This is a genomic window from Aurantibacillus circumpalustris, assembly GCF_029625215.1.
Taxonomy (GTDB): Bacteria; Bacteroidota; Bacteroidia; order B-17B0; family Aurantibacillaceae; genus Aurantibacillus; species Aurantibacillus circumpalustris.
The window spans coordinates 1,233,504-1,257,889 of record NZ_CP121197.1 but is presented as its reverse complement, the minus strand read 5'-3'; the positions used below and the strand labels follow the sequence as shown (position 1 = coordinate 1,257,889).

At 34.9% G+C, this 24,386-nt stretch carries 19 protein-coding genes; 8 read left to right on the top strand and 11 right to left on the bottom strand.

Annotation, left to right across the window (positions count from 1 at the left end):
- Positions 1-81: 81 nt before the first annotated feature.
- A complete protein-coding gene (locus P2086_RS05205) occupies positions 82-285 on the bottom strand; it encodes a hypothetical protein (RefSeq protein ID WP_317899381.1) in 204 nt (67 codons plus the stop codon).
- 253 nt (positions 286-538) lie between these two features.
- Between P2086_RS05205 and P2086_RS05200 the strand changes: the two genes are divergently transcribed.
- The 4 genes from P2086_RS05200 to P2086_RS05185 all read left to right on the top strand — a co-directional run bounded on the left by P2086_RS05200 (position 539) and on the right by P2086_RS05185 (position 2,824).
- Positions 539-1,186 (top strand): LysE family transporter, encoded by a 648-nt coding sequence (locus P2086_RS05200; RefSeq protein ID WP_317899380.1) that lies wholly within the window; start codon positions 539-541, stop codon positions 1,184-1,186.
- Entirely contained in the window at positions 1,183-1,857 is a 675-nt protein-coding gene (locus tag P2086_RS05195) for a Crp/Fnr family transcriptional regulator (RefSeq protein ID WP_317899379.1), read from the top strand. Before P2086_RS05200 ends, P2086_RS05195 begins: the two co-directional genes overlap by 4 nt.
- Positions 1,858-1,919: 62 nt before the next feature.
- Positions 1,920-2,399 (top strand): YHS domain-containing (seleno)protein, encoded by a 480-nt coding sequence (locus P2086_RS05190; protein WP_317899378.1) that lies wholly within the window; start codon positions 1,920-1,922, stop codon positions 2,397-2,399.
- A 5-nt stretch (positions 2,400-2,404) separates the two neighbouring features.
- Complete coding sequence (locus P2086_RS05185) at positions 2,405-2,824, top strand: DoxX family protein (RefSeq protein ID WP_317899377.1); 420 nt, start codon at positions 2,405-2,407, stop codon at positions 2,822-2,824.
- Here P2086_RS05185 and P2086_RS05180 read toward each other — a convergent pair.
- Genes P2086_RS05180 through P2086_RS05145 form a run of 8 tightly spaced genes read right to left on the bottom strand, consistent with a single transcriptional unit; the run spans position 2,821 to position 15,427 of the window.
- Entirely contained in the window at positions 2,821-3,489 is a 669-nt protein-coding gene (locus P2086_RS05180; protein ID WP_317899376.1) for an ABC transporter ATP-binding protein, read from the bottom strand. The two genes, P2086_RS05185 and P2086_RS05180, sit on opposite strands and share 4 nt — an antisense overlap.
- A gap of 13 nt (positions 3,490-3,502) precedes the next feature.
- Positions 3,503-5,905 (bottom strand): ABC transporter permease, encoded by a 2,403-nt coding sequence (locus P2086_RS05175; RefSeq protein ID WP_317899375.1) that lies wholly within the window; start codon positions 5,903-5,905, stop codon positions 3,503-3,505.
- A gap of 12 nt (positions 5,906-5,917) precedes the next feature.
- Complete coding sequence (locus P2086_RS05170) at positions 5,918-8,299, bottom strand: ABC transporter permease (RefSeq protein ID WP_317899374.1); 2,382 nt, start codon at positions 8,297-8,299, stop codon at positions 5,918-5,920.
- 11 nt (positions 8,300-8,310) lie between these two features.
- Positions 8,311-10,740: an ABC transporter permease gene (locus P2086_RS05165; RefSeq protein ID WP_317899373.1), complete on the bottom strand. Its 2,430-nt coding sequence runs from the start codon at positions 10,738-10,740 to the stop codon at positions 8,311-8,313.
- A 2-nt stretch (positions 10,741-10,742) separates the two neighbouring features.
- On the bottom strand, positions 10,743-13,139 hold the full coding sequence (locus tag P2086_RS05160; protein ID WP_317899372.1) for an ABC transporter permease: 2,397 nt from the start codon (positions 13,137-13,139) through the stop codon (positions 10,743-10,745).
- Between the two features lie 4 nt (positions 13,140-13,143).
- On the bottom strand, positions 13,144-13,467 hold the full coding sequence (locus tag P2086_RS05155; protein WP_317899371.1) for a hypothetical protein: 324 nt from the start codon (positions 13,465-13,467) through the stop codon (positions 13,144-13,146).
- Between the two features lie 10 nt (positions 13,468-13,477).
- Positions 13,478-14,155 (bottom strand): ABC transporter ATP-binding protein, encoded by a 678-nt coding sequence (locus P2086_RS05150; protein WP_317899370.1) that lies wholly within the window; start codon positions 14,153-14,155, stop codon positions 13,478-13,480.
- 12 nt (positions 14,156-14,167) lie between these two features.
- Entirely contained in the window at positions 14,168-15,427 is a 1,260-nt protein-coding gene (locus tag P2086_RS05145; protein ID WP_317899369.1) for an efflux RND transporter periplasmic adaptor subunit, read from the bottom strand.
- 310 nt (positions 15,428-15,737) lie between these two features.
- Between P2086_RS05145 and P2086_RS05140 the strand changes: the two genes are divergently transcribed.
- The 4 genes from P2086_RS05140 to P2086_RS05125 all read left to right on the top strand — a co-directional run bounded on the left by P2086_RS05140 (position 15,738) and on the right by P2086_RS05125 (position 21,678).
- Positions 15,738-17,087, top strand: coding sequence for a sigma-54-dependent transcriptional regulator (locus P2086_RS05140; protein WP_317899368.1), 1,350 nt, complete (start codon positions 15,738-15,740; stop codon positions 17,085-17,087).
- Positions 17,077-18,417 carry a sensor histidine kinase gene (locus P2086_RS05135; protein ID WP_317899367.1) on the top strand — a complete coding sequence of 447 codons (1,341 nt, stop codon included), beginning with the start codon at positions 17,077-17,079 and terminating at the stop codon, positions 18,415-18,417. Before P2086_RS05140 ends, P2086_RS05135 begins: the two co-directional genes overlap by 11 nt.
- A 133-nt stretch (positions 18,418-18,550) precedes the next feature.
- On the top strand, positions 18,551-19,225 hold the full coding sequence (locus P2086_RS05130; protein WP_317899366.1) for an ABC transporter ATP-binding protein: 675 nt from the start codon (positions 18,551-18,553) through the stop codon (positions 19,223-19,225).
- A 38-nt stretch (positions 19,226-19,263) separates the two neighbouring features.
- Complete coding sequence (locus P2086_RS05125) at positions 19,264-21,678, top strand: ABC transporter permease (protein WP_317899365.1); 2,415 nt, start codon at positions 19,264-19,266, stop codon at positions 21,676-21,678.
- Here P2086_RS05125 and P2086_RS05120 read toward each other — a convergent pair whose 3' ends face one another.
- Positions 21,679-22,656 carry a pirin family protein gene (locus P2086_RS05120; RefSeq protein WP_317899364.1) on the bottom strand — a complete coding sequence of 326 codons (978 nt, stop codon included), beginning with the start codon at positions 22,654-22,656 and terminating at the stop codon, positions 21,679-21,681. It lies immediately after the preceding gene.
- Between the two features lie 71 nt (positions 22,657-22,727).
- Positions 22,728-24,305, bottom strand: a complete 1,578-nt coding sequence (locus P2086_RS05115; protein WP_317899363.1) for a hypothetical protein — start codon at positions 24,303-24,305, stop codon at positions 22,728-22,730.
- Between the last annotated feature and the right edge of the window lie 81 nt (positions 24,306-24,386).

Here is a 24,386-nt window from a genome sequence, read left to right as displayed (position 1 = left end):
AGAAAATATAATTGTGAAAGCAGATTAATTTACCGGAATCTAATTTTGGCAGAATGATGTTAATTCCTGTTTTTAATTGACCTACTGCACTAAGTCAAAAAGACAATTTATTGTGGTGTAATTTTTTTGAGGTTCGCTAAATTGTTTTAGGTTTTGATAAATACTGTCAATCATTAAAATACCTGATATAAAAACAGCGAAAAAAATAAATGTTTGAACAATAGTCTTCTTAATTGCTCTTAATAAGGGCCTAATTTGAAATTTATCGTGATTGTTTGTTTTCATAGCTATAAGTTTAAGTTGTCGCCTCAAAATTACATCGCGTAATCACCTACTGAAAACGGTTAATTGCCAAGACAGGAATTAGTTTAGTGAAAGCTGAAAAAAAGTCTCTCTTAATTTGGATATGATTGTAAATTTTATGTTAATTACTTTAACTGCCTTTGGGATCTGCGTTTTTTGCAAAAAAAGGATTCTTTGTTATTTGAAAAACACAAAGGTAAAATGAGTGAGAGAATCTCTAACTTTACTGATTACTATGCTCTCAATTATATCTATTTTCCTAGCAAGTTGTTTAATGAGTTTTGTGGGTTCTTTGCAACTGGGGCCGGTAAACTTATTTGTCATCAATAGTGCTTTGCATGAAAACCAACGTACTGCATTTTTGGTAGCAATTGGAGGTAGTTTACCGGAATTCATTTACTGTACGCTTGCAGTTTATGCGAATCACTTTTTTCAAAAGTCTCTCTTATTTCAGATGGTATTTCACTACGTTTTTATATTGATTTTAATTGGCGTTGCGGTAGTATTTTGGACAAAAAAACCAGGTGTAATAAAAGTACAATCTAAGGTGGCAAATTCACATAGCGATTTAAAAACTATCTTCAAAGGCTTCACTTTAGCCTTTTTTAACCCCCAGCTTTTACCTTTTTGGATGTTTGTGAATGTGTTTTTCAATTCAATTAATTTTTTACAAACTAAATCCGAATGGCACAATTTTTCGTTTATATTAGGGTCAGGTTTTGGTGCACTTACATTTTTAATTCTCTTGACTATATTTGTAAACAAATATAAATTGCAACTGCTAACCTACATAAATAGCCGATTTTATTTTAAAGCACTTTCATTCTTATTCATTGCCATTGCTATTCAACAATTATTTTTACTCGCCTACAATACTAAATGACAGAAGACAATAAATATTGGTATTTGAGAAACCATAAGTTGTTTGATCAGTTAAGCAAAAACGAAGTAGAAGACCTTTGTATCATTTCACATATGAAGTCTGCTGAAAAAAATGACATTATTTTTTTTTCAGAGTCGGAAGTCAAAAAAATATTCATACTTAAATACGGTACAGTTAAAATTTGTAGAGAAGATAAATACGGTAAAGAAATAATTACAGAAATGCTTACCGAAGGGGACATTTTTGGCCATATAAATGCTTCGTCCACCAAAATAGAATACGCTAAGGTTCTTAGCGATCAGGTAAAACTTTGTTTTTTCGAAATCGATAATTTTAAGAGTGTGCTTAAAAACAATCCTAATCTTTCGCTTAAGTACGCAGATGCCGTTAACGAAAAACTTATTTCGTTTCAACAAAAGTATGAAGACCTTATTTTTAAAGATGTAGATACAAGAGTACTCGATTTTTTTAAAAATTACGCCAGTCATCATGGAAAAGTAACAGGTAATATGGTTGAAATGGAAATGATGTTAACCCATCAAGATATTGCAGACTACACTGCCTCGTCGCGGCAATCGGTGACAACCATCATTAATAAACTGGTTGAAAAAGGAAAGATTGTTTACGAAGGCCGGAAAAAGGTAATTATTCCCAATATAAAAGATTTGTAGTTATTGTCGTTTGAGCGACATATTTTGTTGGTAACACTATTTAATTTTACCGCAAAATAGAAATGAAAAATAAAATCTTAATTCAGCTTTTTAGCCCATTCGTTTTTGTCTGGCTTTTGAATGCGCAAGCTTCACCAAGTGAAACAAACTTAAGAACCAAGCATTACAACATCGAAAAATCTGGACTAGCAATAAAGGGCTACGATCCTATTAGTTATTTTTTGGGTAATCCAAAAAAAGGCAGTACGGCCGTTGTTTATAAATACAACGGACTTACTTACAAATTTACTTCAGATAAGAACAAGGAGCTTTTTTCAGCTTCACCAGAAAAATTTGAGCCAGCCTACGGTGGATGGTGTGCATACGCAATGGGCGCAAGCGGTGAAAAAGTGGAGATAGATCCGGAAACGTTTAAAATAATTAATGGAAAACTTTATCTGTTTTATAATGCTTTCTTTAATAACACACTTCCTAAATGGAATGCGAATGAGAAAAATTTAAACAAAAAAGCAGACGATAATTGGAAAACACTTTACAAATAACAAAAATGAAAAAATCACACAAACTTATTTCATGGATTGCAGCCTTGGTTTCTGCAATCATTATGTTACAAACACTCTATTTTAAATTCAGCGCTGCCCCTGAAAGTGTTTATATTTTCAGTACACTTGGTCTTGAGCCATACGGAAGAATTGGTATTGGTATCGCAGAACTTATTGCTTCCATTTTAATTCTTATTCCAGTAACACGTTTTTTCGGAGCTTTATTTGGATTAGGAATTATGATTGGAGCCATTTTTGCACACCTAACAGAACTGGGAATTGAAGTTGAAAATGACGGAGGTTATCTATTCATACTTAGTCTCATTGTTTCCATTGGTTGCGGAATATGTTTGTACTTGTACAAAGAAAAATTGAAGACAATTTTAAAGCTTATTGGAATAAAAAAACAAGCTAATCAGGATTAATTGTTCTGTACTCTTCCATCCAACAAATTAATTATTTTCGAACCATACGCTGCATTTTTGTCAGAGTGCGTAACCTGAATAATGGTTACTTTATTTTCTTTGTTTAGTTTACTAAAAAGTTCCATTATTTCTTCACCTTGTTTAGAGTTTAAATTTCCAGTAGGTTCATCTGCGAGAAGTAGTTTGGGATTGTCAATTAATGCGCGTGCTATGCCAACTATTTGTTGTTGTCCACCAGATAGTTGTGTTGGAAACAAGTCCTTTTTTCCAACAATATTAAAACGATCCAGCATATCAGAAACTGCGGCTTTTCTTTCGGAAGATTTCATGTCGCGATAAAGTAAAGGAGTTTCGATATTTTCTTGTACAGTTAATTCGTCTATCAAATGATAAGCTTGAAAAACGAAACCAATGTGTTCTTTGTAAAGTTGGGAACGATGCTTTTCGCGAAGGTCTTTTACATTTTTATCAGTAAACAAATAATCCCCCTCATTAAATGTATCAAGCATTCCAATGACGTTTAGAAGTGTTGATTTTCCTGATCCAGATGGACCCATCACTGACACAAACTCTCCTTCGTTGATGGTTAAATTTATATCTCTTAAAAGAAACGTTTTATTTCCTCCACTGTTTACCCATTTGTAAATTCCTTTTAGTTGTATCATAGATATTTAAATTTTATTCTGCTCGTAAACTTTTTACGGGATTGGCAACGGCGGCCCGGTAAGCTTTATAGCCTACTGCTAAAAAAGCAATTAATAAAGAAGTTGTAACTGCGACAATAAAAACCCCAACTCCCATAGTAACTCTAAATACAAAATTATTTAACCACGCACTCATAAAATAATAAGCCAGTGGAGCCGCAATTAAAAATGCAACAACAATCAGAGCTGCAAACTCCCTTGAAAAAAGATAGAAAATACTTGAAATTCCTGCACCCAATACTTTTCTTATTCCAACCTCTTTTGTTTTTTGAACCACCATAAAGGAAATTAATCCATAGAGACCCAGACATGAGATAAAAATTGCTAAACCTGCAAATATTTTATAAAGCAAGGCCATTTGTCTTTCCTGCTCGTAAAATTTCTCAATGTGTTCATCCATAAAATTTGAGACATACACGTAGTCTGGAAAAAACTTATCCCAACTAGATTGAATTGTTTTTTGTGTCTGTGCCAGATTCTGACTACTCAATTTTACACTTACCACTTGGTATCGTTTTCTGAATGCAGAAATCATAATTGGCCGAATTTCTTCCCGCAAAGAATTTGTTTTAAAATCTTTCACTACGCCGCAAATTTTTCTCCAGGGGTTTCCTCCCGTTCTAATTTCTTTCCCAATGGCAACATCTGCATTAGTAATGTTTAGTTTTTTAAGAAACGTCTCGTTAACTACTACTTCGGTAATGGTGTCACCTTCAGAGTAACTCCTTCCTGCAATAAACTGCAACCCAAATGTTTTGAAATAATCTTCATCACCAAATTTAAGGTACAGGGTAAAATCCTCGTCTGAATGGTGATCGATTGCAAAATTTGTTCCTAAATTATTATCGGAAGAAGGCATGTCGCTCGCAAAGGACACATCTTTTACTTCCGGCATTTTTAAAAGTTCTTCTTTAAAAACTTTATGTTTACTTATTGAGACACTATCTGTACTCCCCTGAAGCAATAGAATGGCTTCCTTATTAAAGCCAAGATCAATAGAATTGATGAAGTTCATTTGAGAAATAGCTACGATGGTTCCAATAATAAGTACCTGAGAAATAGCAAACTGAATCACTACCAATGAACGACGTAAAGAAATTCCTCCAATGTTAGCAGAATTAATTTTGTTTTTCAACGCAACTACTGGCTTAAATCCAGAGAGCACCACCGCAGGATATATTCCTGCAAGAACAGTAACTACAACAAGAGTAGATATAAAGAAAAGAATACTCTGAACTGTAAATAGACTTAACTCTTCGTCGATTGTTATAACATACTTAATATATGGTAAAAAAAGCCAAGCCAGACCAATTGCTATAAAAGAAGAAAATAAGACCATCACTTTTGTTTCACCGAGCATTTGCCAAAATAATTGTTTACGGTTACTTCCTAATACTTTACGAATGCCAACTTCCTTTGAACGTCCCACTGATTGGGCAGTTGAGAGATTAATAAAATTGATACAGGCCATGATGATAATCAAAAACCCAATAAATGATAAAGTAACTAAAGTAGAATGAGTTGTGATGTGCGTTCCGAAATTTCCCAACACTCTATCGTGATGGATGTCTTTTAAGGGGCGGAGTAAATTAAGTGTCTCACTTTTTCCATTGTCTTTATGGTACTTTTTTGAAAAAGCCTCAAGTTGTTTTTCAATCGCTGCTTCAGAAACTTTTTCAGGAAAAAGCATAAAGACTTGATTGTTGCTGCTATTGGAACCCCAATCGGAAGTATAACCGTAAGTATTGTTATTCTTAATAGTAATATAAGAGCCGATCAATTGAAATCGGAAATCCGAATTGAATGGAACATCCTCAACAATGCCTCCAACCTGCAAATCAAGTCTGTTATCTAGCTTCAGTGTTTTTCCAATACATGTTTGCCAATCGCTAAAATATTTTGTGGCAATACTTTTACTTAACACAACTTTGTTTGGATCTGAAAGTACCTTTGGAGCACCAATTAACCAATTAAATTTAATTACATCGAAGAAATCTGGATCAGCAAAGCAAGTGCCAGACTCTTCGATAAATTTTTTTGCTGATGAAGAACCAGCATCAATGGTAATTTGATTACCATAACTTGTACAAATTACTCCCGATTTTATCTGCGGAAATTCTGATCGCAAGGCATCCACCATGGGATATGGAACTCCTGGATTATAAGTCAAGCCGTCGGAATGTTTATTTTGAGTATAGATGTGATAAATATTAGAATAATCTATTCTGAATTTATCATAACTCAATTCGTATCTCACTACTAAAAAGATAAGAAGGCATGCAGCAATTCCTATAGCGAGTCCGGAGATATTGATAATCGCGTAGCTTTTGTTGCGGACAAGATTCCTATAAGCGGTTTTAAAATAGTTTAATATCACGATGTATTATATTTATTCTGTTCTTAAACTTTTTATCGGGTTTGCTATAGCTGCTTTGATTGCTTGAAAAATTATTGTAAACGATGCCACCATTAGTACGGCTAACAAGGCGAAAACGAAAGTGGAAAGTCCAAGATGTATTCTGTATGGATAATTTTCGAGCCATGTATTCATAGCCCACCATGCCAAAGGCATAGAGATAAAACCAGCGATACACACTAGTTTCAAAAAATCGAACGATAATTTTGAAACAATAAGCGCTACAGATGCGCCAAGAACTCTTCTTATACTTACTTCCTTTGAACGTTTCTCAGCTGAGAGTGCTGTAATTCCAAATAAGCCAATACACGAAAGAAATAATGTGAGTAGTGCCGCGAAAGAAATAATTTGTTTCCATTTTACTTCATTTTTGTATTGACTAATAAGATCCTCATCAAGAAAAGTATAATGGTAAGGTATTGCTGGAAACATTGTTTTAACTACTTTTTGTGCATGGTTCAAGGCTGCAGTTTTGCCATTAGAATTTATTTTTAGAAAAAGGACTTGATATGGTAGTTCGGGATCCACGCTAAATACCTGAGGTGTAATTTTCTCAGTGAGGGGTCCCGTGTGGAAATCTTTCACTACACCAACTACATGATATTTTTTATTCTTATAAAAAAAATCAATAACCTCTCCGATTGGATTTTTCCACCTAGCAGCTTTTACAAACGATTCATTCACAATAAGTGAATTCGTGGAATCTGTCGGGTAATCTTTTGAAAAATTTCGCCCTTGAACAATTGGAATTTTGAATAAGGGAAAATTTTCTTCATCAATCCGATTGTATCCAAATTCCTGATTAGTTTCGCCATTAATGTGCGCAATTGTAATGTAGCCACCGCCCTGTCTAGCTGTAATAGCACCAATGGCTGACTCCCGTTTTAATTCGCTTTTAAGTGTTTCCATTTTAGTTTTGTTCATGTGGCCAGTAATAATGCGCAAGACACTTGATTTATCATAACCCAGATCATAGTTAACGAGATAATTGAATTGCGAAAACACAGTGATAGTTGTGATAATTAAAAAAACAGCAAGTGTGAACTGCAGCACTATAAGACCTCGTGCTAAATGACTTTTTCCTGAAAAGCGCATTTTGCCGTACAAAGTTTCAACCGGATTAAAGCGAGACAATACGAGTGCAGGATAAAAACCCGCTAGTAAACTTGTTAGCACGAACAGAAGAAAATAAGCCCCTGCAAGTTTTAAATCTAATAAGTAAGAAAAAGAAAGGGCTTTATCAGAAATTGAATTAAAAAAGGGCAGTATTACTACAACCAACACAATTGCAAACAGAAATGAAAAAAAGGCGAGAATAGAAGACTCGCCAAGAAATTGAAAAATTAATTGTTTTCTTTGGCCACCTACCACTTTTCTGATCCCAATTTCTTTAGCTCTTTTGAGCGAACGTGCTACTGTGAGGTTTACAAAATTAATACAGGCTATTAGTAAAATAAAAAGCGCAATTCCACTAAGAATATAAGAGTAGATAGGATTACTGGCGTTTACTAGTCCGTTTGAGGAAGGATAATCTTTACTCAAGTGCATTGCCGTTAAAGGCTGAAATCCAAATTCGGCTTTTTCGTCAAAATCATATTTTTCTTTCATTATTTTTAGCTGGTCAGCCGCTTCTTTCTCAAAGATGAGATTAGCTTTTGCAGCAACTGCCACAATGTTAGAACCAGATTTTATTGTAACAAACGTATTTAAGAAAAAATTCATCCAGGTATCGTCTGGTTCCTTGTTTAATTGAAATTGTATTGGCAATATCATGTTGATCTTAATAGAAGAATTTTGCGGCGAATTTTTAGCAACTGCTGAAACAATAAAAGAATCGAATGTCTTATCAGGATTCAGTTGAATGGTTTGACCGACAACATCAGTTTTTCCAAAATACTTATTTGCTATATCCTCTGAGATAACAATAGAGTGCGGGTCTTTTAGTGGCGTCATAACATCTCCATACAAAAGAGGGAAATTAAACATCTCGAAAAAATTCTCGTCAGCCCAGAGTGCGTCTTCTTCAAAAACATCTACTCCCTTTTTTACCACGCAGTAGGCTGCCTGCACTCGCACGAAGCTTTCAATTTCTGGAATTTGTTCTGTAAATCGTGGACCAGGCATCAAACCAGTGTTCCCGACTTTATTGACTTCGCCCTTAGAGTTGGTAAGGCTCGCTGTAATTCTGTAAATGTTATCCTTATGAAAACGATCAAAATTAATTTCATCTTTGGCATATAAAAAAATAAGCATACAACTTGCAATTCCTATGCTCAGACCAAATATGTTGATCAGAGAAAAAACCTTACCTCGCCATAGATTGCGTAAGGCGGTTACAATGTAGTTATGAAGCATAATTTATTAAATTACTCAGTTCTTAAACTTTTTACAGGATTTGCAAGTGAGGCCTTTATTCCTTGAAACGAAATTGTAAGAATAGCAATGGCAAATGCAATACAACCTGCCAAAATAAACGTCCACCAATGTATAGAGGTTTTAAAAGCAAAATCCTGAAGCCATTTTTGCATGGCGTACCAACCCAGTGGGACTGCAATTATAAATGCAACCGCAACCAGTTTTAAAAAGTCTTTTGAGAGAATGATATTTATTTGCGCAACGCTTGCCCCCAAAACTTTGCGTATTCCAATTTCTTTTACTCTTTGTGAAATGGAAAATGAAACTAACCCTAACAATCCTAAACAAGCGATAAAAATAGTGAGTAAAGAAAGGTATTGAAAGAGTGCGTTTGTTTTTTCCTCGGCGCTATAAAGTCCAACTATATTCTCATCCAAAAATTTATAATCAATCGGATGCACTTTGTCGAATTTTGCCCATACTTCAGCAACTTCTGCCACACTTTTTTCTTTGTTCGTTGTGTTCATCCTCACTAAAAGATAACCAATGTTATAAGCTTTACTAGGGTTTTCATCGCAAATAAACACAATGGGATCGACTTCGTTTTTTAGAGAGGTGGTAAAAATATCTCTTACCACTCCAATAACTTTTCCATCACGTTTTCTTGGACCACGCCCCCAAATTATTTTTTTATCAATAGATTTATCCCAACCCAATTTTTTCGCGGCAGATTCGTTTACGACAAATGACTCACGTAAATCTGTGCCACGACTTAAATCAAACAAACGACCTTCCCTTAAATGAATTTGCATTAAGTCAAAATAATCAGGATCAATCCAAATGGGTTCTAGCGGAATTTCATTTATTACGCCAGGAGTTTTTCCTTCTACTTGTGTAATCTTTCTGTCTGGCGGATCACCAGGAAGTGTTGATGATTGGGCTACTTTAGTTACATTTTTTAGTTGGAGCATTTCGGCTTTTATTGCTTTATAGTTGCTAACAGAAAGTGTGTCCTGAAAACGGATGGCCATCACATTCGTTTTATTAAAACCTGGATCATGGTCTAACATATAATTTACCTGACTCCTAACGATTAACGTAGAAGCGATCAGTGCAATGGAGATTGTAAACTGTGTTACGACCAAAGCTTTGCGGAGTGTAATTCCCTTTTCACCGGTTGTTGAATTCGTTTTAATGGCAACAATAGGACTATAAGACGTTAGATAGAATGCCGGATAAATTCCAGCAAGTAAAACAATTCCAATACTTAGCATCACCAATGCAAAAATATTTTGGAGCGAATAGAGATCTAAAAAACTAAGTTTAAGATCCGTGAGATAATTAAAGGCCGGTAAACAAATAAGAATAATTAATTGCGAAACAAAAACTGCAAGTAAAACAAGAATTACGGATTCAAAAATAAACTGTTCAATCAAATGTTTTCTTCCTGCCCCAATCACTTTCTTTACTCCGATTTCTTTCATGCGGACTTTTCCCTGAGCCGTTGAAAGATTGATGTAATTAATACAAGCAATGGTTAAAAGAAAAAGCGCAACAACGGCAAAAATATAGATGTAGGTTAAATTGCCTTTCACGGCTGCATCAAAAAGTTTGTCCGAACGTAAATGAATATCAGTTAAAGGCTCAAGATGCATAACAATTGACGCTTTTACATTTTGATATTGATCGGCATAATTATCATAGAGATGAGCAATTTTCTTTTCGAATATTTCGGTATTCGTTCCTTCTTTGAGTTGTAGAAAAACAAAAGAACCAGCGTTATGCCAACTGTTAATACCCTGTGCACCAAAAAGTACTTCCAATGTTTTGTAAGAAACAAGCGAGTTAAACACGAGGTGACTGTTAGAAGGAACATCTTCGAACACACCTGTTATTTTGTAGGAAGCAAATGTTCCATCATTGTTATCATACTCCAGCACCTTTCCAATCGGATTTTCGTTGGCAAAATACTTTTTCGCCATTGTCTCATTAATTGCAATCGTGTTCGGTTGACTTAGCACGGTGTTCTTGTTTCCTGAAATAAGTTTGTAGTCAAACACGGAGAAAAAAGTAGAGTCTGCCACATAAACATTTTCTTCGTAAAATTTCTTCTCACCATATTTTACTAAAAGTTTTGCTCCGTATGGTGAAATGGAAGTATAATTTACTACTTCAGGAAAATCTTTCTTTATCGTAATTCCCGCAATCGGTGCGGCAACAGCTAAGTGATCTAATTTATCTGGAAATTGATAATCAAAAACCAGACGATAAATATTTTTTGAATCTTTATTGAATCTATCAAAAGAGAGTTCATGGTTCACATACATGTAAATAAGCATACACGTTGCGATTCCAGTTGCAAGACCGACAATGTTAATTAAGGCCGAACTTCTGTTTCGTAAAATATTTCGGAAGGCTATTTTTAAATAATTTTTTAGCATAATTATTCGGTTCTTAAGCTTTTTACAGGATTGGCAATTGCGGCTTTTATGGCTTGAGTACTCACGGTTAAAAAAGCAATTAGAAGTGCCAATGAGCCAGAAATAATAAACACCCAAGCGCCAATATCAATACGAAAAGCATAATTCTGTAACCATTTATGCATGGCATACCAGGCAACTGGAGATGCTATTAGAAAAGAAATAACTACCAGTTTTAAAAAATCTTTAGATAATAGTCGTACGATGTCACTAACGCTTGAGCCAAGCACTTTGCGGATACCTATTTCTCTGAAGCGTTGTTTGATGGTGAAGGTCGCTAAACCAAACAAACCAAGGCATGCAACAAGCACAGCTAAAAAAGTAAAAGTACTCAATACTGAACGCATATTTTTTTCAGATTGATATAAAGCGTTAAAGTCATCTTCCATAAAGGTTGCTTTAAACGGAGCATCTCCCGCAACTGTTTTAAACGTTGCTTCTATCTCTTTCATGGTTGAAGTAAGATTATCGGTTTTTAAACGAGCAATCACTGTGCCGTGCCAATGCTTGAAAATATGAATGAGTAGAGGTTTTACATTTTCCTTCATCGAGGCGAAATTAAAATCTTTTACCACACCAATTATTTTTCCATTTTTGCCGAAAGCCCATTCCACTTTTTTGCCAATGGCTTCTTTGGGTGTTTTCCACCTGAATTCTTTTACGGCCGCTTCATTTACTATAAAGGCCTCGTTAATATCTGTAGAATAGTCTTTAGAAAAATTTCTTCCTTCAAGAACTTCTATTTGCATGGTTTTTAAAAAATCTTCATCTACCGAAATAACTGCACACCCTGTTAATTCTGTTTGGGCGAATCCCTCTGGAAGCACCGTAATGTTTGGTATACCTTTAAATGTAAAATTGGTTAAGCTTGTGCTTAAAACTTTTGGATTTTTACTCAACTCTTTAACAAGTACATCACCTTTCTGCGGACCGATGCCTCTTAGTTCAATTGTTAATACTTGATCCTTATTTAAACCAATGTTACGGTTCTGGATAAAGTCTAGTTGCCGAAGAATTAAGGTTGTTACAATAATTAAAACAATGGCGATAGAAAATTGAAATACCACTAAGCCTTTTCGAAAAATAATATCTGCGATACCGTGACTAATTTTTCCTTTTAGAGAACGAATGGGAGCGAAGGATGACATGAGGAGCGCTGGGTACAAACCTGCCAGTAGTCCAACACTGAATATAATTGCAAGGTAAAGCCAAGCGATACTTCTGCTAAATTCAAGTTTTGTTTCAATAAAAGAATTAAACACCGGCAAAAAGAGCAAAACAAGCAAGAACGATAAAACGCTTGCTATTAGTGTGAACAGCACAGATTCACCAAGAAATTGTGAAATGAGTTGAGCGCGATTGGCGCCGATAACTTTTCTGAGTCCAATCTCTTTTGATCTGTTTAAGGATTTAGCGGTTGAAAGATTAATAAAATTGCAACAGGCGATCAATAAAATTAAGAAGGCTGTAGCCGAAAAAATATAAACATAAGAAATATCACTGTTTTTAGTCCCGCGGAATTCGTGCTCCATTTTTGATTTTAAATGAATATCAAGAATCGGTTGTACCGCAACATTCATCCACATACCAATGTCTTTTTTTAAACCCGCAGTTTCTATGGTCAAGTATTTATTCACCTTAGTTTCAAAATTTTTTACATCTACTTTATTTTTCAAAAGTAAATAGGAATAGGCATTACAGTTTAGCCAATTCTTTTCATGATCGTCGCGCCAGGTTGACTCGCCTTTATTCATTTCAAATAAGGTACTTCTTGAAACAAGACAATCAAAATTGATGTGCGAATTAAGAGGAATGTCTTTCATAACACCCGTCACCATTACAGTTAATGTATCTAACTTTAATATTTTACCAACCGGAGATTCCTTGCCAAAGTATTTTTTTGCAATTTTTTCGGTTACTACAAGGCTATAGGGAGCCACCAAGGCCTTTTGAGCACTGCCGTCCAGTAGTGGAAAAGAAAAAATGTCAAAAAAAGTTGAGTCTGCAAATAGAGTTTTTGTATCGTAAAATGTTTTGTCTTTGTAGGTAATAAGTCTGCCTGAAAAAGTGAGCCGGACTATCTTTTCCACTTCCGGGAATCCATCTTGAATTTTTTGCACAGTGATAGGGGAAGTAGGTGCGAAATGTTCTTCCTTTTTTTCCTGGTAAACAACTGAGGTTACACGACAAATTCTATCGGCATTCTCATTAAAAGTGTCGTAGCTTAATTCATTTTCAACGTAAATGAAAATAAGCACACAACAACCAATACCAATGGCAAGTCCAATGATATTGATGAACGAGAACAGTTTATTTTTTAAAAGATTTCTCCAGGCTATTTTAAAATAGTTTTTTAGCATTGGCTTATCTTTTAAAGAGATTTGGCAAATTAATTGTGGGCACTGAAATTACTTTTACTTCCTTTTCTTTCCTCTTCATATCTTTCCCAAATCGCCAGTTAAATCCTGCAAGCGAGGTAAAGGGCTGTATAAACGTAATGTCTTGATGAAAGGATGAATCAAGAAGTACCGCATTCTCTTCATGTGATGAACTAAGATTTGTTTTATCTGCGTTGCTTAAAAAAAATAAACTCACTATTAGAAATAGAATAGTCAGGGAGTTCACAAAAGCCAAAACTTTTCCGCTTTTGAGAATACTAATCAACGACAGGAGAATTGCAGAAATCATTTTTTAGTTTTTATATTTTAATATTTTGAGTTACAATTTGTCCGTCAAGCATATTTATGATGCGGTGCGTATACCGCGCATCGTGTTCAGAGTGCGTTACCATAATAATAGTAGTTCCTTGTTCATTCAAATCAGTTAAAAGTTGCATAACGTCGTTACCATTGCGTGAATCCAAATTTCCTGTTGGCTCATCGGCAAGAATTAATTTGGGTTTGTTTACAACGGCCCGAGCAACAGCAACACGTTGTTGCTGACCTCCGGAAAGCTGTTGTGGATAATGATTGCGCCGATGCGCGATTTGAATTTTATCTAACACTTCATCAACAATTCGTTTTCTTTCAGCCGTGGCAACTCCTGTATATATTAAAGGAAGTTCTACGTTTTCAAAAACCGTTAATTCGTCTATCAGGTTAAAACTTTGAAAAACAAAACCAATGTTATGCTTACGCATTTCAGCACGTTTGCGTTCATTAAACTTTGCCACTTCAATATCATTAAACTTAAAACTACCACCATCCAAATCGTCTAGCAAACCAATTATGTTTAATAGCGTAGATTTACCGCAACCCGAAGGACCCATAATAGCCACAAATTCGCCCGTTTTAATATCAAACGAAATTTTATTTAACGCTACCGTTTCCACTTCTTCGGTACGATAAATTTTCTCAAGTTCTGTTACTTTTATCATATCTGTTATTTTCTATTTACTTTCTTTTAAAACTAATTCTTGTGTGTTTTCATAATTATCGTAGCCTGAAGTAATAATTTTATCTCCTGGTTTTAAACCCTGCATTACTTCATAATATTCCGGATTTTGCCGCCCCAACTGTATATCCACTTTGTAGGCTTTACTTCCATCTTCATTTAACTTAAAAACCCAATTCCCTCCAGTTTGTTGATAGAAGCCGCCTTTTGCTAGAAGTAGCGCTTCTGTCTCATCACTTAATGCTAAACGAATTTGAAGCGTTTGTCCACGGCGAATTTCCTTAGCAATTTCTCCTTCAAACTTCATGTCTACCTGAAATTTCCCGTTCGTTACTTGTGTATAAACTTTATGAATTTTTAATTTATAATCTTTTCCACTAAAGGTAAACTCACCGATTAAACCAGTGTAGATCCGCGAAATGTAATGCTCATCAATATCAACTCTAACTTTAAATCCACTTAACACATCTATCTGCCCAAGTCGTTCACCTTTGTTTTTGTTCTGTCCAATCTCGGCATCAAGCGATGTAAGCTGTCCGTCAATAGGAGCGCGAACTATGAGGTCTTCCACTTTTTTACGCATGATAGCTAAAGATTGCTGCGTGCGTTTGTAAGATTCTTCGGCCTGCGCATATTCTTCTTTTGTGGAAACGGAATCTTGTTTTAAAATTTGTTCAGTCAATTTCCTTTTTTGAACAGCATAAGTGTAATTATTCTCAGATTGTTTGTAATCCTGCTCCGAAATTACTTTTTGTTCGAAGAGTTGTTTGTTTACTTTATAAATGCGCTCTGATTCTTTAAATGTGTTTTCGATATCACTTCTTTGATTTAATTTCATAATTGTATTTTGTTGGGCAGCGTTTCTCGAAATCCGCATTTGTGTCAGTAAATTAAAAACCGAAGTTTCCTGATTGGCTAAACTTAGCTCTAAATCTGTATTAAGTAGTTTTAGAATAGGCTCTCCCCTTTTCATCATCGTTCCGTCTTCAACAAACTTTTCTTCTACACGCCCACCTTCTACCGCATCTAAATAAATTGTAGTTAAGGGCAACACAATCCCATTAACAGGAATAAACTCCTTAAATGATCCCTTCTTAACCTCACTAATAGTAAGCCTTTCTGAATCTACATTCAACTTTGTAGCACCAGAAGTAAAATAAATACTTCCTGCAATTAACATCACAATAGAAACAACAAAAGCAATCGTTATAATTTTTCTTGTCGTCCATTTTTTCTTCTCAATTACTCTGTCCATATATATTACATTGATTATCTCAATGTTAAATTAGTGATTAAAATATGTATGGCAACTCCTATAATTTGCAGCTCATAAAAGTGCCATACATATTGATTGAAAAAACAACGGATTTATATAAGGAAGAATCGTGCCAAAGTATTTTACGATTGATTTTGAACCACTTAAGCTTTACTTTATATAAGAACTGTTCGGAAATGATTCTTAGAGTGTTCGGTTTTGATACAATCTCTTTCTTATAAATTTTATAATCTATTTAGATTCTGTTTATTAGCTTTCCGGTATATTTATAGCAGACAAACTTTGTTCTATGAATTTAAAACAAGCATGCATATTAGTAATAGATGATGACAGAGATGTGCTCACTGCCATCGGTTTACTTCTTAAAAAGGAAGTGTTAGAAGTTGTTACCGAAAAAAATCCTGAAAACTTACTTGGACTTCTTAAAAAACAAAACTTTGATCTTGTTTTGTTAGATATGAATTTTAATGCGTCTATTAACACTGGTAACGAAGGAATATATTGGTTAAAACGTATAAAAGAGTTTCATTCTGATATGTGTGTAATTATGATTACTGCTTATGCTGATATTGATTTAGCAATAAGATCTTTAAAAGAAGGGGCTGATGATTTTATTGTAAAGCCTTGGAACAATCAGAAGTTAACGGAAACAATACAAGATGTATTAAAGAAAAAAGGGGCTGAGAAAAAGAACAATAAACAAAACTTTGGAGAGTATGGCTTAATTGGTGAGAGCGATGTGATGCGCGATATTTTTAGTAAAATTGAAAAAATTGCCCCAACAGATGCTAACATTTTAATTTTGGGAGAAAATGGAACAGGTAAAGATCTCATTGCACAAGCTATTCATCAACGCTCCTTACGTGCAAATAAATCCTATGTAAAAGTAGATGTCGGCTCTTTAACTGAAAGTTTATTCGAAAGTGAATTATTCGGCCATAAAAAAGGAGCTTTCACAGACGCGCGTGAAGATCGCGCAGGACGTTTTGAAGCCGCTGATGGTGGAACACTTTTTTTAGATGAGATTGGAAATATTTCTTTACACCAACAAGCAAAACTATTAAGTGTATTGCAAAATAGAAAGGTTGTTCGCCTTGGAACCAATAATGAGATCACCATTAACTTGAGACTTATTTGCGCAACCAATTTACCACTTACTGAATTAGCGAACGAAGATAAATTCAGAAAGGATCTAATTTATCGTATCAATACCGTTGAAATTATTGTACCTCCTTTGCGTTCACGGAAAGGTGATATAGCCCTCTTGGCCAAACACTTTCTAAAGTTTTATGGAAATAAATATTTTAAACCGAAAGCCGAATTTCATTCCAAAGCTTTAGAAAAATTATGCGACTATCGCTTTCCAGGAAATGTAAGGGAATTGCAGTACAGTATAGAACGCGCTGTTATTATGGCGGACAGCGAACAGATCCAAGCAAGCGATCTTATTTTTTCGCCAATAGAATCAGGATCAAAATTAATTTCGGAAGAAGGCAATGAAACAAAACTCAGCGCCGTCGAAAAACAAACCATACTGAGAGCGATTGAAAAAAACAATGGAAACATAACCAAGGCTGCGAAAGAACTTGGCATTACGCGCACAGCCTTGTACCGCAGATTAAGTAAGTATGAAATTTAAACGTTTTGGTTGGAACATATTTATAAAAGTGCTGCTTGTTTTTGCAACACTACTACTGGCATCTTTTGCATTAGTTAAAGGTTGGTATTTGCTGGAGTTAATCATCGTTCCCCTTATTGTTTTCCTTTTCATAGACTATTACAAATTCAATAAAAAAGCGCAAAGTGAAATTCAACAATTTGTAGAGGCAGTTCATTACCGGGATTTTTCGAGGTATTTTGATGTGAAGAGAGCCCCGGCTGAACTGCAACCTTTCCGGACGGGATTTAATGAAATTAACGACACTTTTAAAATCATAAGTAAAGAAAAAGAAACTCAATACTTACATCTTAAAACCATTCTCGAAATTGTTGACACGGGTATTTTATCTTACGAAACAGAAAGTGGTGAAATATTATGGATGAACGAGTCCTTGAAAAATCTACTTCAAATCCCGTATTTAAAAACTATTCATTCACTCGAAAAACGTAATAAAGAATTATACGATCAAATTATTACACTTAGTGTAGGCAACAATGTTATTGGTTCTATTACAAAGGATAAAAGTGTCTATAAAATATTATTATCCCCAACTACTTTTCAAAGTGAAAATAAAACTTACAAACTCATTGCCTTTCAAAATATTAACGAAGCCCTAGATGAAACAGAATCAAAGGCCTGGCAAAAACTGTTAAGTGTTATGACGCATGAAATTATGAACTCCGTAGCGCCAATTTCTTCTTTGGCTGAGACTCTAAAACATAATGTTCAGGAGTCTATTCGCGATCCTAAAAATTCAAAGGAAACTTTAAGCGATATAGAAACGGGTATCAGTACTATTCAAAAAAGAAGTGAAGGTTTATTAAAATTCACTGAAACGTATCGGAATCTCAGTAAAATTACCAAAGCAACTGTAGTTAAGGTAATGGTGATGGAATTGTTTGAACAAGTACAACAATTAATGCAGCCAACATTAGAAAAGAAAAAAATAGAACTAGAAGTTATCCTACGTGATCCTTTTCTTTTCTTTGAAGTAGATCCGGCATTGATTGAACAGGTGTTGATTAATTTGGTTCTAAATGCAATTGATGCAGTAAGAGATATTGGAAATCCAAAAATAATTCTCGCAACTGAATCTTTCAACGGAAAAGTGATTCTAAAAGTTGCTGATAATGGTGGAGGTATTAAACCAGAACTCCTTGATAAAATTTTCATTCCATTTTTTAGTACTAAAAAAACGGGAAGCGGCATTGGATTAAGTCTTTGTAAACAAATAATGGTACTGCACAAAGGAGCAATAAAAATACAATCAAACGAAGGCGAAGGTACTTTGGTGACTTTGGTTTTTTAATTAACACCTCTTCTCCGCTAAGTCACCAACTAACAATCCTTTTTTACCGCTTATACATATCCCCTAAATCGGGGGATTAGAATTTCATTTTGTCTGGTTTACTTTGTGACTAACTCACCTATTGTAAACTCTAATGATAAAACTGGAAGATCTTAAAAAATTATTTCGTACTGATGAATTAGAAACACTAGCACTAAGAATTCGCTCTCTCGAAATTATGGAAGGTGAATTTGTAGCCATCATGGGCCCTTCCGGCTGTGGAAAATCTACACTTCTCAATATTCTTGGATTATTGGATACACCAACCCGTGGCTCGTATAAGTTAAATGATAAACAAATGTACAACCGCTCCGAAAAAAAACGCGCAGACATTAGAAAAGAAAATATTGGTTTTGTGTTTCAAAATTTTAATTTAATTGACGAACTAACCGTTTCAGAAAACATAGAATTACCTCTTTTATACCACGATCTTTCTTCAGTTGAAATAAAAGAACGTGTAACAACAATCATGCGGCGTATGCAAATTGCTCATCGCAAAGATCATTTCCCACAGCAATTATCCGGCGGACAACAACAACGTGTTGCAATTGCACGTGCCGTCGTTACAAAACCAAAATTAATTCTTGCCGATGAACCTACCGGAAATTTAGATTCCAAAAATGGAAATGAAGTGCTTGATTTATTGACAGAACTAAATGCAACAGGAACCACAATTGTTATGGTAACACATTCTAACCACGACGCTTCATTTGCTGATAGAACCATTCATTTGTTAGACGGTGAAGTTGTAATGGAGGTAAGGAATTAAACGATTAGCATCTAATTTGTAAAATGACAAAAACTAAAATGATAAAAAATTACCTAAAAATTTCTTTGCGAAATTTGTTTACAAGCAGGTTTTATTCTATCATGAATATTTGCGGACTCGGAATCGGCATTGCTTGTTTTTCTTTAATAATTTTATTTGTTAAAGATGAATTATCCTTCGATGCGTTTCACACAAAAAAGGATAGAATATACCGTGTGTGCGAAAAACTGGATGCGGAAGAAGGTCAAGGTGAAAACTCGTGCAGCCAGCCCTTTCCGGTTGCACAGGCTGTTCTTAATGACTATCCGCAACTTGTTGAGCAAGCTGTGCGATTTTTTAATTTTCAGGAGGCGAGCCATACCTTACAGTACCAGGATATTAAGTTTAATGAGAAAAAAACTTTTTTTGCAGACTCTACTTTGTTTCGTGTATTCAATTTTCCACTTTTAATTGGAAATCCAGAAAAAGCATTGAGTGAAGTTAACTCAATTGTTTTATCACAAGAACTTGCAGAAAAATATTTTGGCGATCAAGATCCTCTTGGAAAAATTATTAAATATGACGGCAAAGTCGAATTAATGGTGAACGGCGTCTTCGCAAAAATGCCCGCACAATCTCACATACATTTCGATTGCCTTATTTCGTTTTCTACACTAAAAGCACTTATAGGTCCTAACATCGGTTCTAAGAACTGGGTCTGGAATCCTTGTTGGACCTATATTTTACTAAAAGAAGGTGTCTCCCCTGAAGAGCTCGAAAAACAATTTCCTTCATTTATCAAAAAATACTTTCCTGACTTTATTATTCCTCAAGCGAGGTTGTATCTTCAAAAACTAGGTGACATACATCTAACTTCTAAATTAGATTACGAACTCGAACCAAATGCTGACAAATCAGATATTTTCATTTTTTTTGCTATTGGAATTTTTATTCTCATCATTGCCTGCATAAATTTTATGAATCTGTCTACCGTACGTTCTACAAATCGTGCCAAGGAGGTTGGAATGAGGAAAGTATTTGGCTCTTACCAATCTCAATTAATTCAACAATTTTTAGGAGAATCTCTTTTGCTTAGTTTTTTTGCGCTGATCCTTGCGTTTGGATTAGTCGCAGTATTAATGCCGTTATTTAATTCTTTTTCTGGAAAGAACCTGTCGGTTATCCTGTTTTTTAATTGGAAAAACGCATCGCTGTTAATGGTGGTGACGATTATAGTAGGACTTGTTTCTGGAATTTATCCGGCTTTATTTTTATCAGCTTTCGAACCAATAAATGTTTTAAAAGGAGCATTTAGTCTTGGAAAAAATAGCAAATTGTTTCGGCAAAGTTTGGTAGTCATACAGTTTGCCATCTCTTTAGGTTTAATAATCGGTACAATCATAATTTACCAACAACTAAAGTATTTGCGAAGTGCAGATCTTGGTTTCAAAAAAGATCAAGTAATCGTTTTACCTGTTCGACCACCAATGGCAAAAGCGTACATTCCTTTTTCGGAAGAACTACGTTCTAGTGGTAAAATCATAAACATTGCAACAATGAACGACATTCTCGGCGCAAGTCATAACACACATGAATACAATTACGAGGGAATGGCACCAAATAAAACATGGATTTATTTTCCTTCTTTAATTGTGAGCCCTGATTTTGTTCAAACACTCAACATAAAACTAGTCGCCGGCAGAGCCTTTGATAAAAATATAAAAAGTGACGATTCATTATCGGTAATTATTAATGAGGCCATGGTGAAACACCTTGGCTGGGGAGAGCCTCACAATGCTCTGGGTAAACAATTTTTCACTCCGAGTGGTCACGAGCGCGTAATTGGTGTAGCAAAAGATTTTAACTTTGTTTCACTCAAAGAAACCGTAGGTCCATTTGTTTTAGATCTTGCAGATAAACGCAACAAAATTTATTGGACAAAGTATATTATAATTCGTATCCTACCAAAAGATGTAAAAAACACAATAAAATTTATTGAAGGAAAATGGAATGAGTTTTCTCAGGAATATCCATTCGAGTATTTTTTTATGGATGAAAACTTAGGAAAGCTATACAAATCACAAGATAATCTTGCGAAACTCGTTGGTTACTTTTCCGTCTTAGCTATTTTTATTGCATGTATGGGGCTTTTTGCGCTGGCTTCATTCACCGCAGAGCAACGCACAAAAGAAATTGGAATAAGAAAAGTTTTGGGCGCACCAATTTATTCGCTAATTAATCTTATGTCAAAAGAATTTTTGAAACTTGTTTTTATTTCCGCGCTAATTTCTTGGCCCCTAACCTGGTTTATAATGAACAACTGGTTAAATAATTTTGCTTACAGAATAAACATAAGTCTTTGGGCCTTTATATTTTCTGCCCTTGCCGGAATAACGATAGCACTTGGAACTGTTTTATTTCATGCTTTAAAATCAGCTTTCAGCAATCCTGTTAAGTCATTGAAGTATGAATAATTAGTCTGCCAAAAAACCAAACTTCCCATTATTATAATCCTCAATGGCTTGTTTAATTTCTGCCTCGGTGTTCATTACAAATGGTCCGTAGCTAACGTAAGGTTCGTTGAGAGACTCACCACTTAATACAAGTAAAATACTTTTTTTAGAAGCCCTGATATGAATTTCACCACCTTCATTTTTAAATTGAACATAATGGTTTTCGGCAACTTCTATATTTTCATTCAATGTTATACCACCATCAATGACTAAAATCGCTGAATTAAAATTCGCAGGCAATGAAAAATTTATTTCTCCAGTTGGATTTAAATGAAAGTCATAAATATGAACTGGAGAATAAACAGAAGCAACACCTTTGATGCCCAGAAAATCTCCCGCAACAACATGCACCGATCCCATGTTTTTTGGAAGATCAATTTTAGGTTTATGTTTATGTAAAATACTTTGATATTTTGGCGGAACCATTTTGTGTTTTTTAGGAAGGTTAATCCACAACTGCACCATTTCAAAAGCTCCACCTACTTTATCAAAATTTTTTTCGTGATATTCTTTATGAAGCACCCCTCCGCCTGCAGTCATCCACTGCACATCGCCCGGATTAATTACCCCACTGTTACCAGCGCTGTCATGATGCGCCACACTTCCTTTATAAGCAAAGGTAATTGTTTCAATTCCTCTATGAGGATGAACACCCACACCTCTTGAAATTTCTGAAGGTGGAAAATTAACCTCAGCATTAAAATCTAATAAAAAAAACGGACTCATACGTTCTTCAAATCCTTTGCCGTTTGGAAAGAAATTCATCACCTTAAATCCATCTCCTACCATGTGCGTATTGGTTGGTGAAAAAACACCTTCTATGCCACGGTATTTGTTGCCACCTTTTATAGCACTACTTATAACATTACCGAAGGCAGAAGATACGCCAAGAAAAAAAGCACTCAGCGTTCCTTTTTTTATAAAATCTTTTCTATCCATTGTATGCGATTTAAGAATTTGTAAAGAATAACATTTACACAAGAAATTTGTTTAATGTCTTAACCAGTCTTTCATTTTTTCTTGACTTTCTTTAGAACGATGTTTTTATTACGCTCCATGTTTATTTTCCCCATGTCACTTACCGTAATATCTTCGGTGTAAGTAATAAATCCGGTTGATTGTGCTGTTAACTTATATTTCCCTGCTGGCATTGCCATCATGTAGTGGCCCGTTTTTGTGTGAGGTATAAATGTGTACTCATAATTGGTGGCTACATTCGTAACAATTATTTCTATACTATATTTTTTTGGTTGTTTTGAAGCAATAGTATCTCCCATATAAAACTGACCTGTATATATTACACTTACCGGCTCAGCGTCATCAAATTTTATTCTATAGATATCTAAATCTCCAAACCCATTTGGACGGAAAGAACTCACGTATGCCAAACGGTTATCACTTGTAACACAAATACTCTTGTCATCGTCCGTCGAGTTAATTGGGTAACCTAAATTTTGCGGCTTTGAAAATTCATTTGTTTTTTGATTCCAATTGGTTTTAAATAAATCGTGTCCTCCCATAGAGTTTGGATTGTCACTCGAAAAATAGAGAGTTTGGCCGTCATAGGATAAATAAGGAAAATCTTCATTATAAAGGGAATTAATAATTTCAGGTAACTTTTGCGGAACACCCCAATTGCCGCTAGGTAACATGCGACTCATGTATAAGTCACTGTTATCAGAAATTTTATCTCTTCTTGCGAAAAGAAGAATGCTGCCGTCCTCACTTACACAACCACTTGTTTCAATTTTATCGTTAACAGGGCTCCCAACAGTTTTTGCCTTTCCAAAATCAACTGTTCTATCATTACGGCCCGCGATATACAGGTCGCCATATTTATCAATGTGATCCCAATAAACATACATTTCTAATCCATCAGACTTTAAGCCTGTAACCTGCTCGTCCAAATTCGTATTAACTCCCCGCCCTGCATTTTTTGCGGTTGTCCAGTTACCGTTAGCATCAATAATGCTTTGATAAATATCACTACTACGATAACCGTCGATCTCGATTTTTTTTCCACCAATATTTTCCTTCCTACGAGATGTGAAAACCAAATACATTTCATCTTTATCTATAAACGGATAGTAGTCCGGCTCATCACTATTAATTTCTTTTCCAAGATTCTGAAAAGTAACATGGCTGGGTTTTTGCATCATTTTTATTGCATTCTTACACTGGGTAATATATATATCCACTTCAGATGCTTGCTTCGGTTTTAGCTCAGCGAATTTTTCATAAGCTGAAATAGCGTCTTCTAGTTTATTAGTCAAACTATACGCTTTTCCTAAATCTTTCCAGATGTCTTCCGTTATTTTAGGATCCCTGGAAGCTGCTTCTAACATGATAACCCCATCTTCTCTGCTTATGCGCGTGTTTAAATAACAAAGTCCAAGTTTATGTTTAACCTTTGTATTATCCGGATCCTTTTTTAACTCATTTTGGTAAACAGGAATAGCACTCAAATAATTTCCATGCTTAAGATGCTCATCGGCATCCTCTATATGCAAAAATTTTGCAGGTTGCGAAAACAAAGAAACGCAGTTCAAAAACAAGATAATAAGTATGGCCGCGTATTTTATTTTCATTTAGGGCTCACTAATATAAAATAATAACAACAATTATCATTAAAAGTGTAAGTGGAATTATTAACAATTCGATGCTTCTAC

Bases quoted from the DNA above. Each gene is read 5' to 3' on its own strand.
- P2086_RS05150 (WP_317899370.1), bottom strand. From the start codon at position 14,155: ATGATAAAAGTAACAGAACTTGAGAAAATTTATCGTACCGAAGAAGTG.
- P2086_RS05165 (WP_317899373.1), bottom strand. From the start codon at position 10,740: ATGCTAAAAAATTATTTAAAAATAGCCTTCCGAAATATTTTACGAAAC.
- P2086_RS05120 (WP_317899364.1), bottom strand. From the start codon at position 22,656: ATGGATAGAAAAGATTTTATAAAAAAAGGAACGCTGAGTGCTTTTTTT.
- P2086_RS05155 (WP_317899371.1), bottom strand. From the start codon at position 13,467: ATGATTTCTGCAATTCTCCTGTCGTTGATTAGTATTCTCAAAAGCGGA.
- P2086_RS05205 (WP_317899381.1), bottom strand. From the start codon at position 285: ATGAAAACAAACAATCACGATAAATTTCAAATTAGGCCCTTATTAAGA.
- P2086_RS05115 (WP_317899363.1), bottom strand. From the start codon at position 24,305: ATGAAAATAAAATACGCGGCCATACTTATTATCTTGTTTTTGAACTGC.
- P2086_RS05130 (WP_317899366.1), top strand. From the start codon at position 18,551: ATGATAAAACTGGAAGATCTTAAAAAATTATTTCGTACTGATGAATTA.
- P2086_RS05145 (WP_317899369.1), bottom strand. From the start codon at position 15,427: ATGGACAGAGTAATTGAGAAGAAAAAATGGACGACAAGAAAAATTATA.
- P2086_RS05140 (WP_317899368.1), top strand. From the start codon at position 15,738: ATGAATTTAAAACAAGCATGCATATTAGTAATAGATGATGACAGAGAT.
- P2086_RS05170 (WP_317899374.1), bottom strand. From the start codon at position 8,299: ATGCTTCATAACTACATTGTAACCGCCTTACGCAATCTATGGCGAGGT.
- P2086_RS05160 (WP_317899372.1), bottom strand. From the start codon at position 13,139: ATGCTAAAAAACTATTTTAAAATAGCCTGGAGAAATCTTTTAAAAAAT.
- P2086_RS05190 (WP_317899378.1), top strand. From the start codon at position 1,920: ATGAAAAATAAAATCTTAATTCAGCTTTTTAGCCCATTCGTTTTTGTC.
- P2086_RS05125 (WP_317899365.1), top strand. From the start codon at position 19,264: ATGATAAAAAATTACCTAAAAATTTCTTTGCGAAATTTGTTTACAAGC.
- P2086_RS05180 (WP_317899376.1), bottom strand. From the start codon at position 3,489: ATGATACAACTAAAAGGAATTTACAAATGGGTAAACAGTGGAGGAAAT.
- P2086_RS05195 (WP_317899379.1), top strand. From the start codon at position 1,183: ATGACAGAAGACAATAAATATTGGTATTTGAGAAACCATAAGTTGTTT.
- P2086_RS05185 (WP_317899377.1), top strand. From the start codon at position 2,405: ATGAAAAAATCACACAAACTTATTTCATGGATTGCAGCCTTGGTTTCT.
- P2086_RS05135 (WP_317899367.1), top strand. From the start codon at position 17,077: ATGAAATTTAAACGTTTTGGTTGGAACATATTTATAAAAGTGCTGCTT.
- P2086_RS05200 (WP_317899380.1), top strand. From the start codon at position 539: ATGCTCTCAATTATATCTATTTTCCTAGCAAGTTGTTTAATGAGTTTT.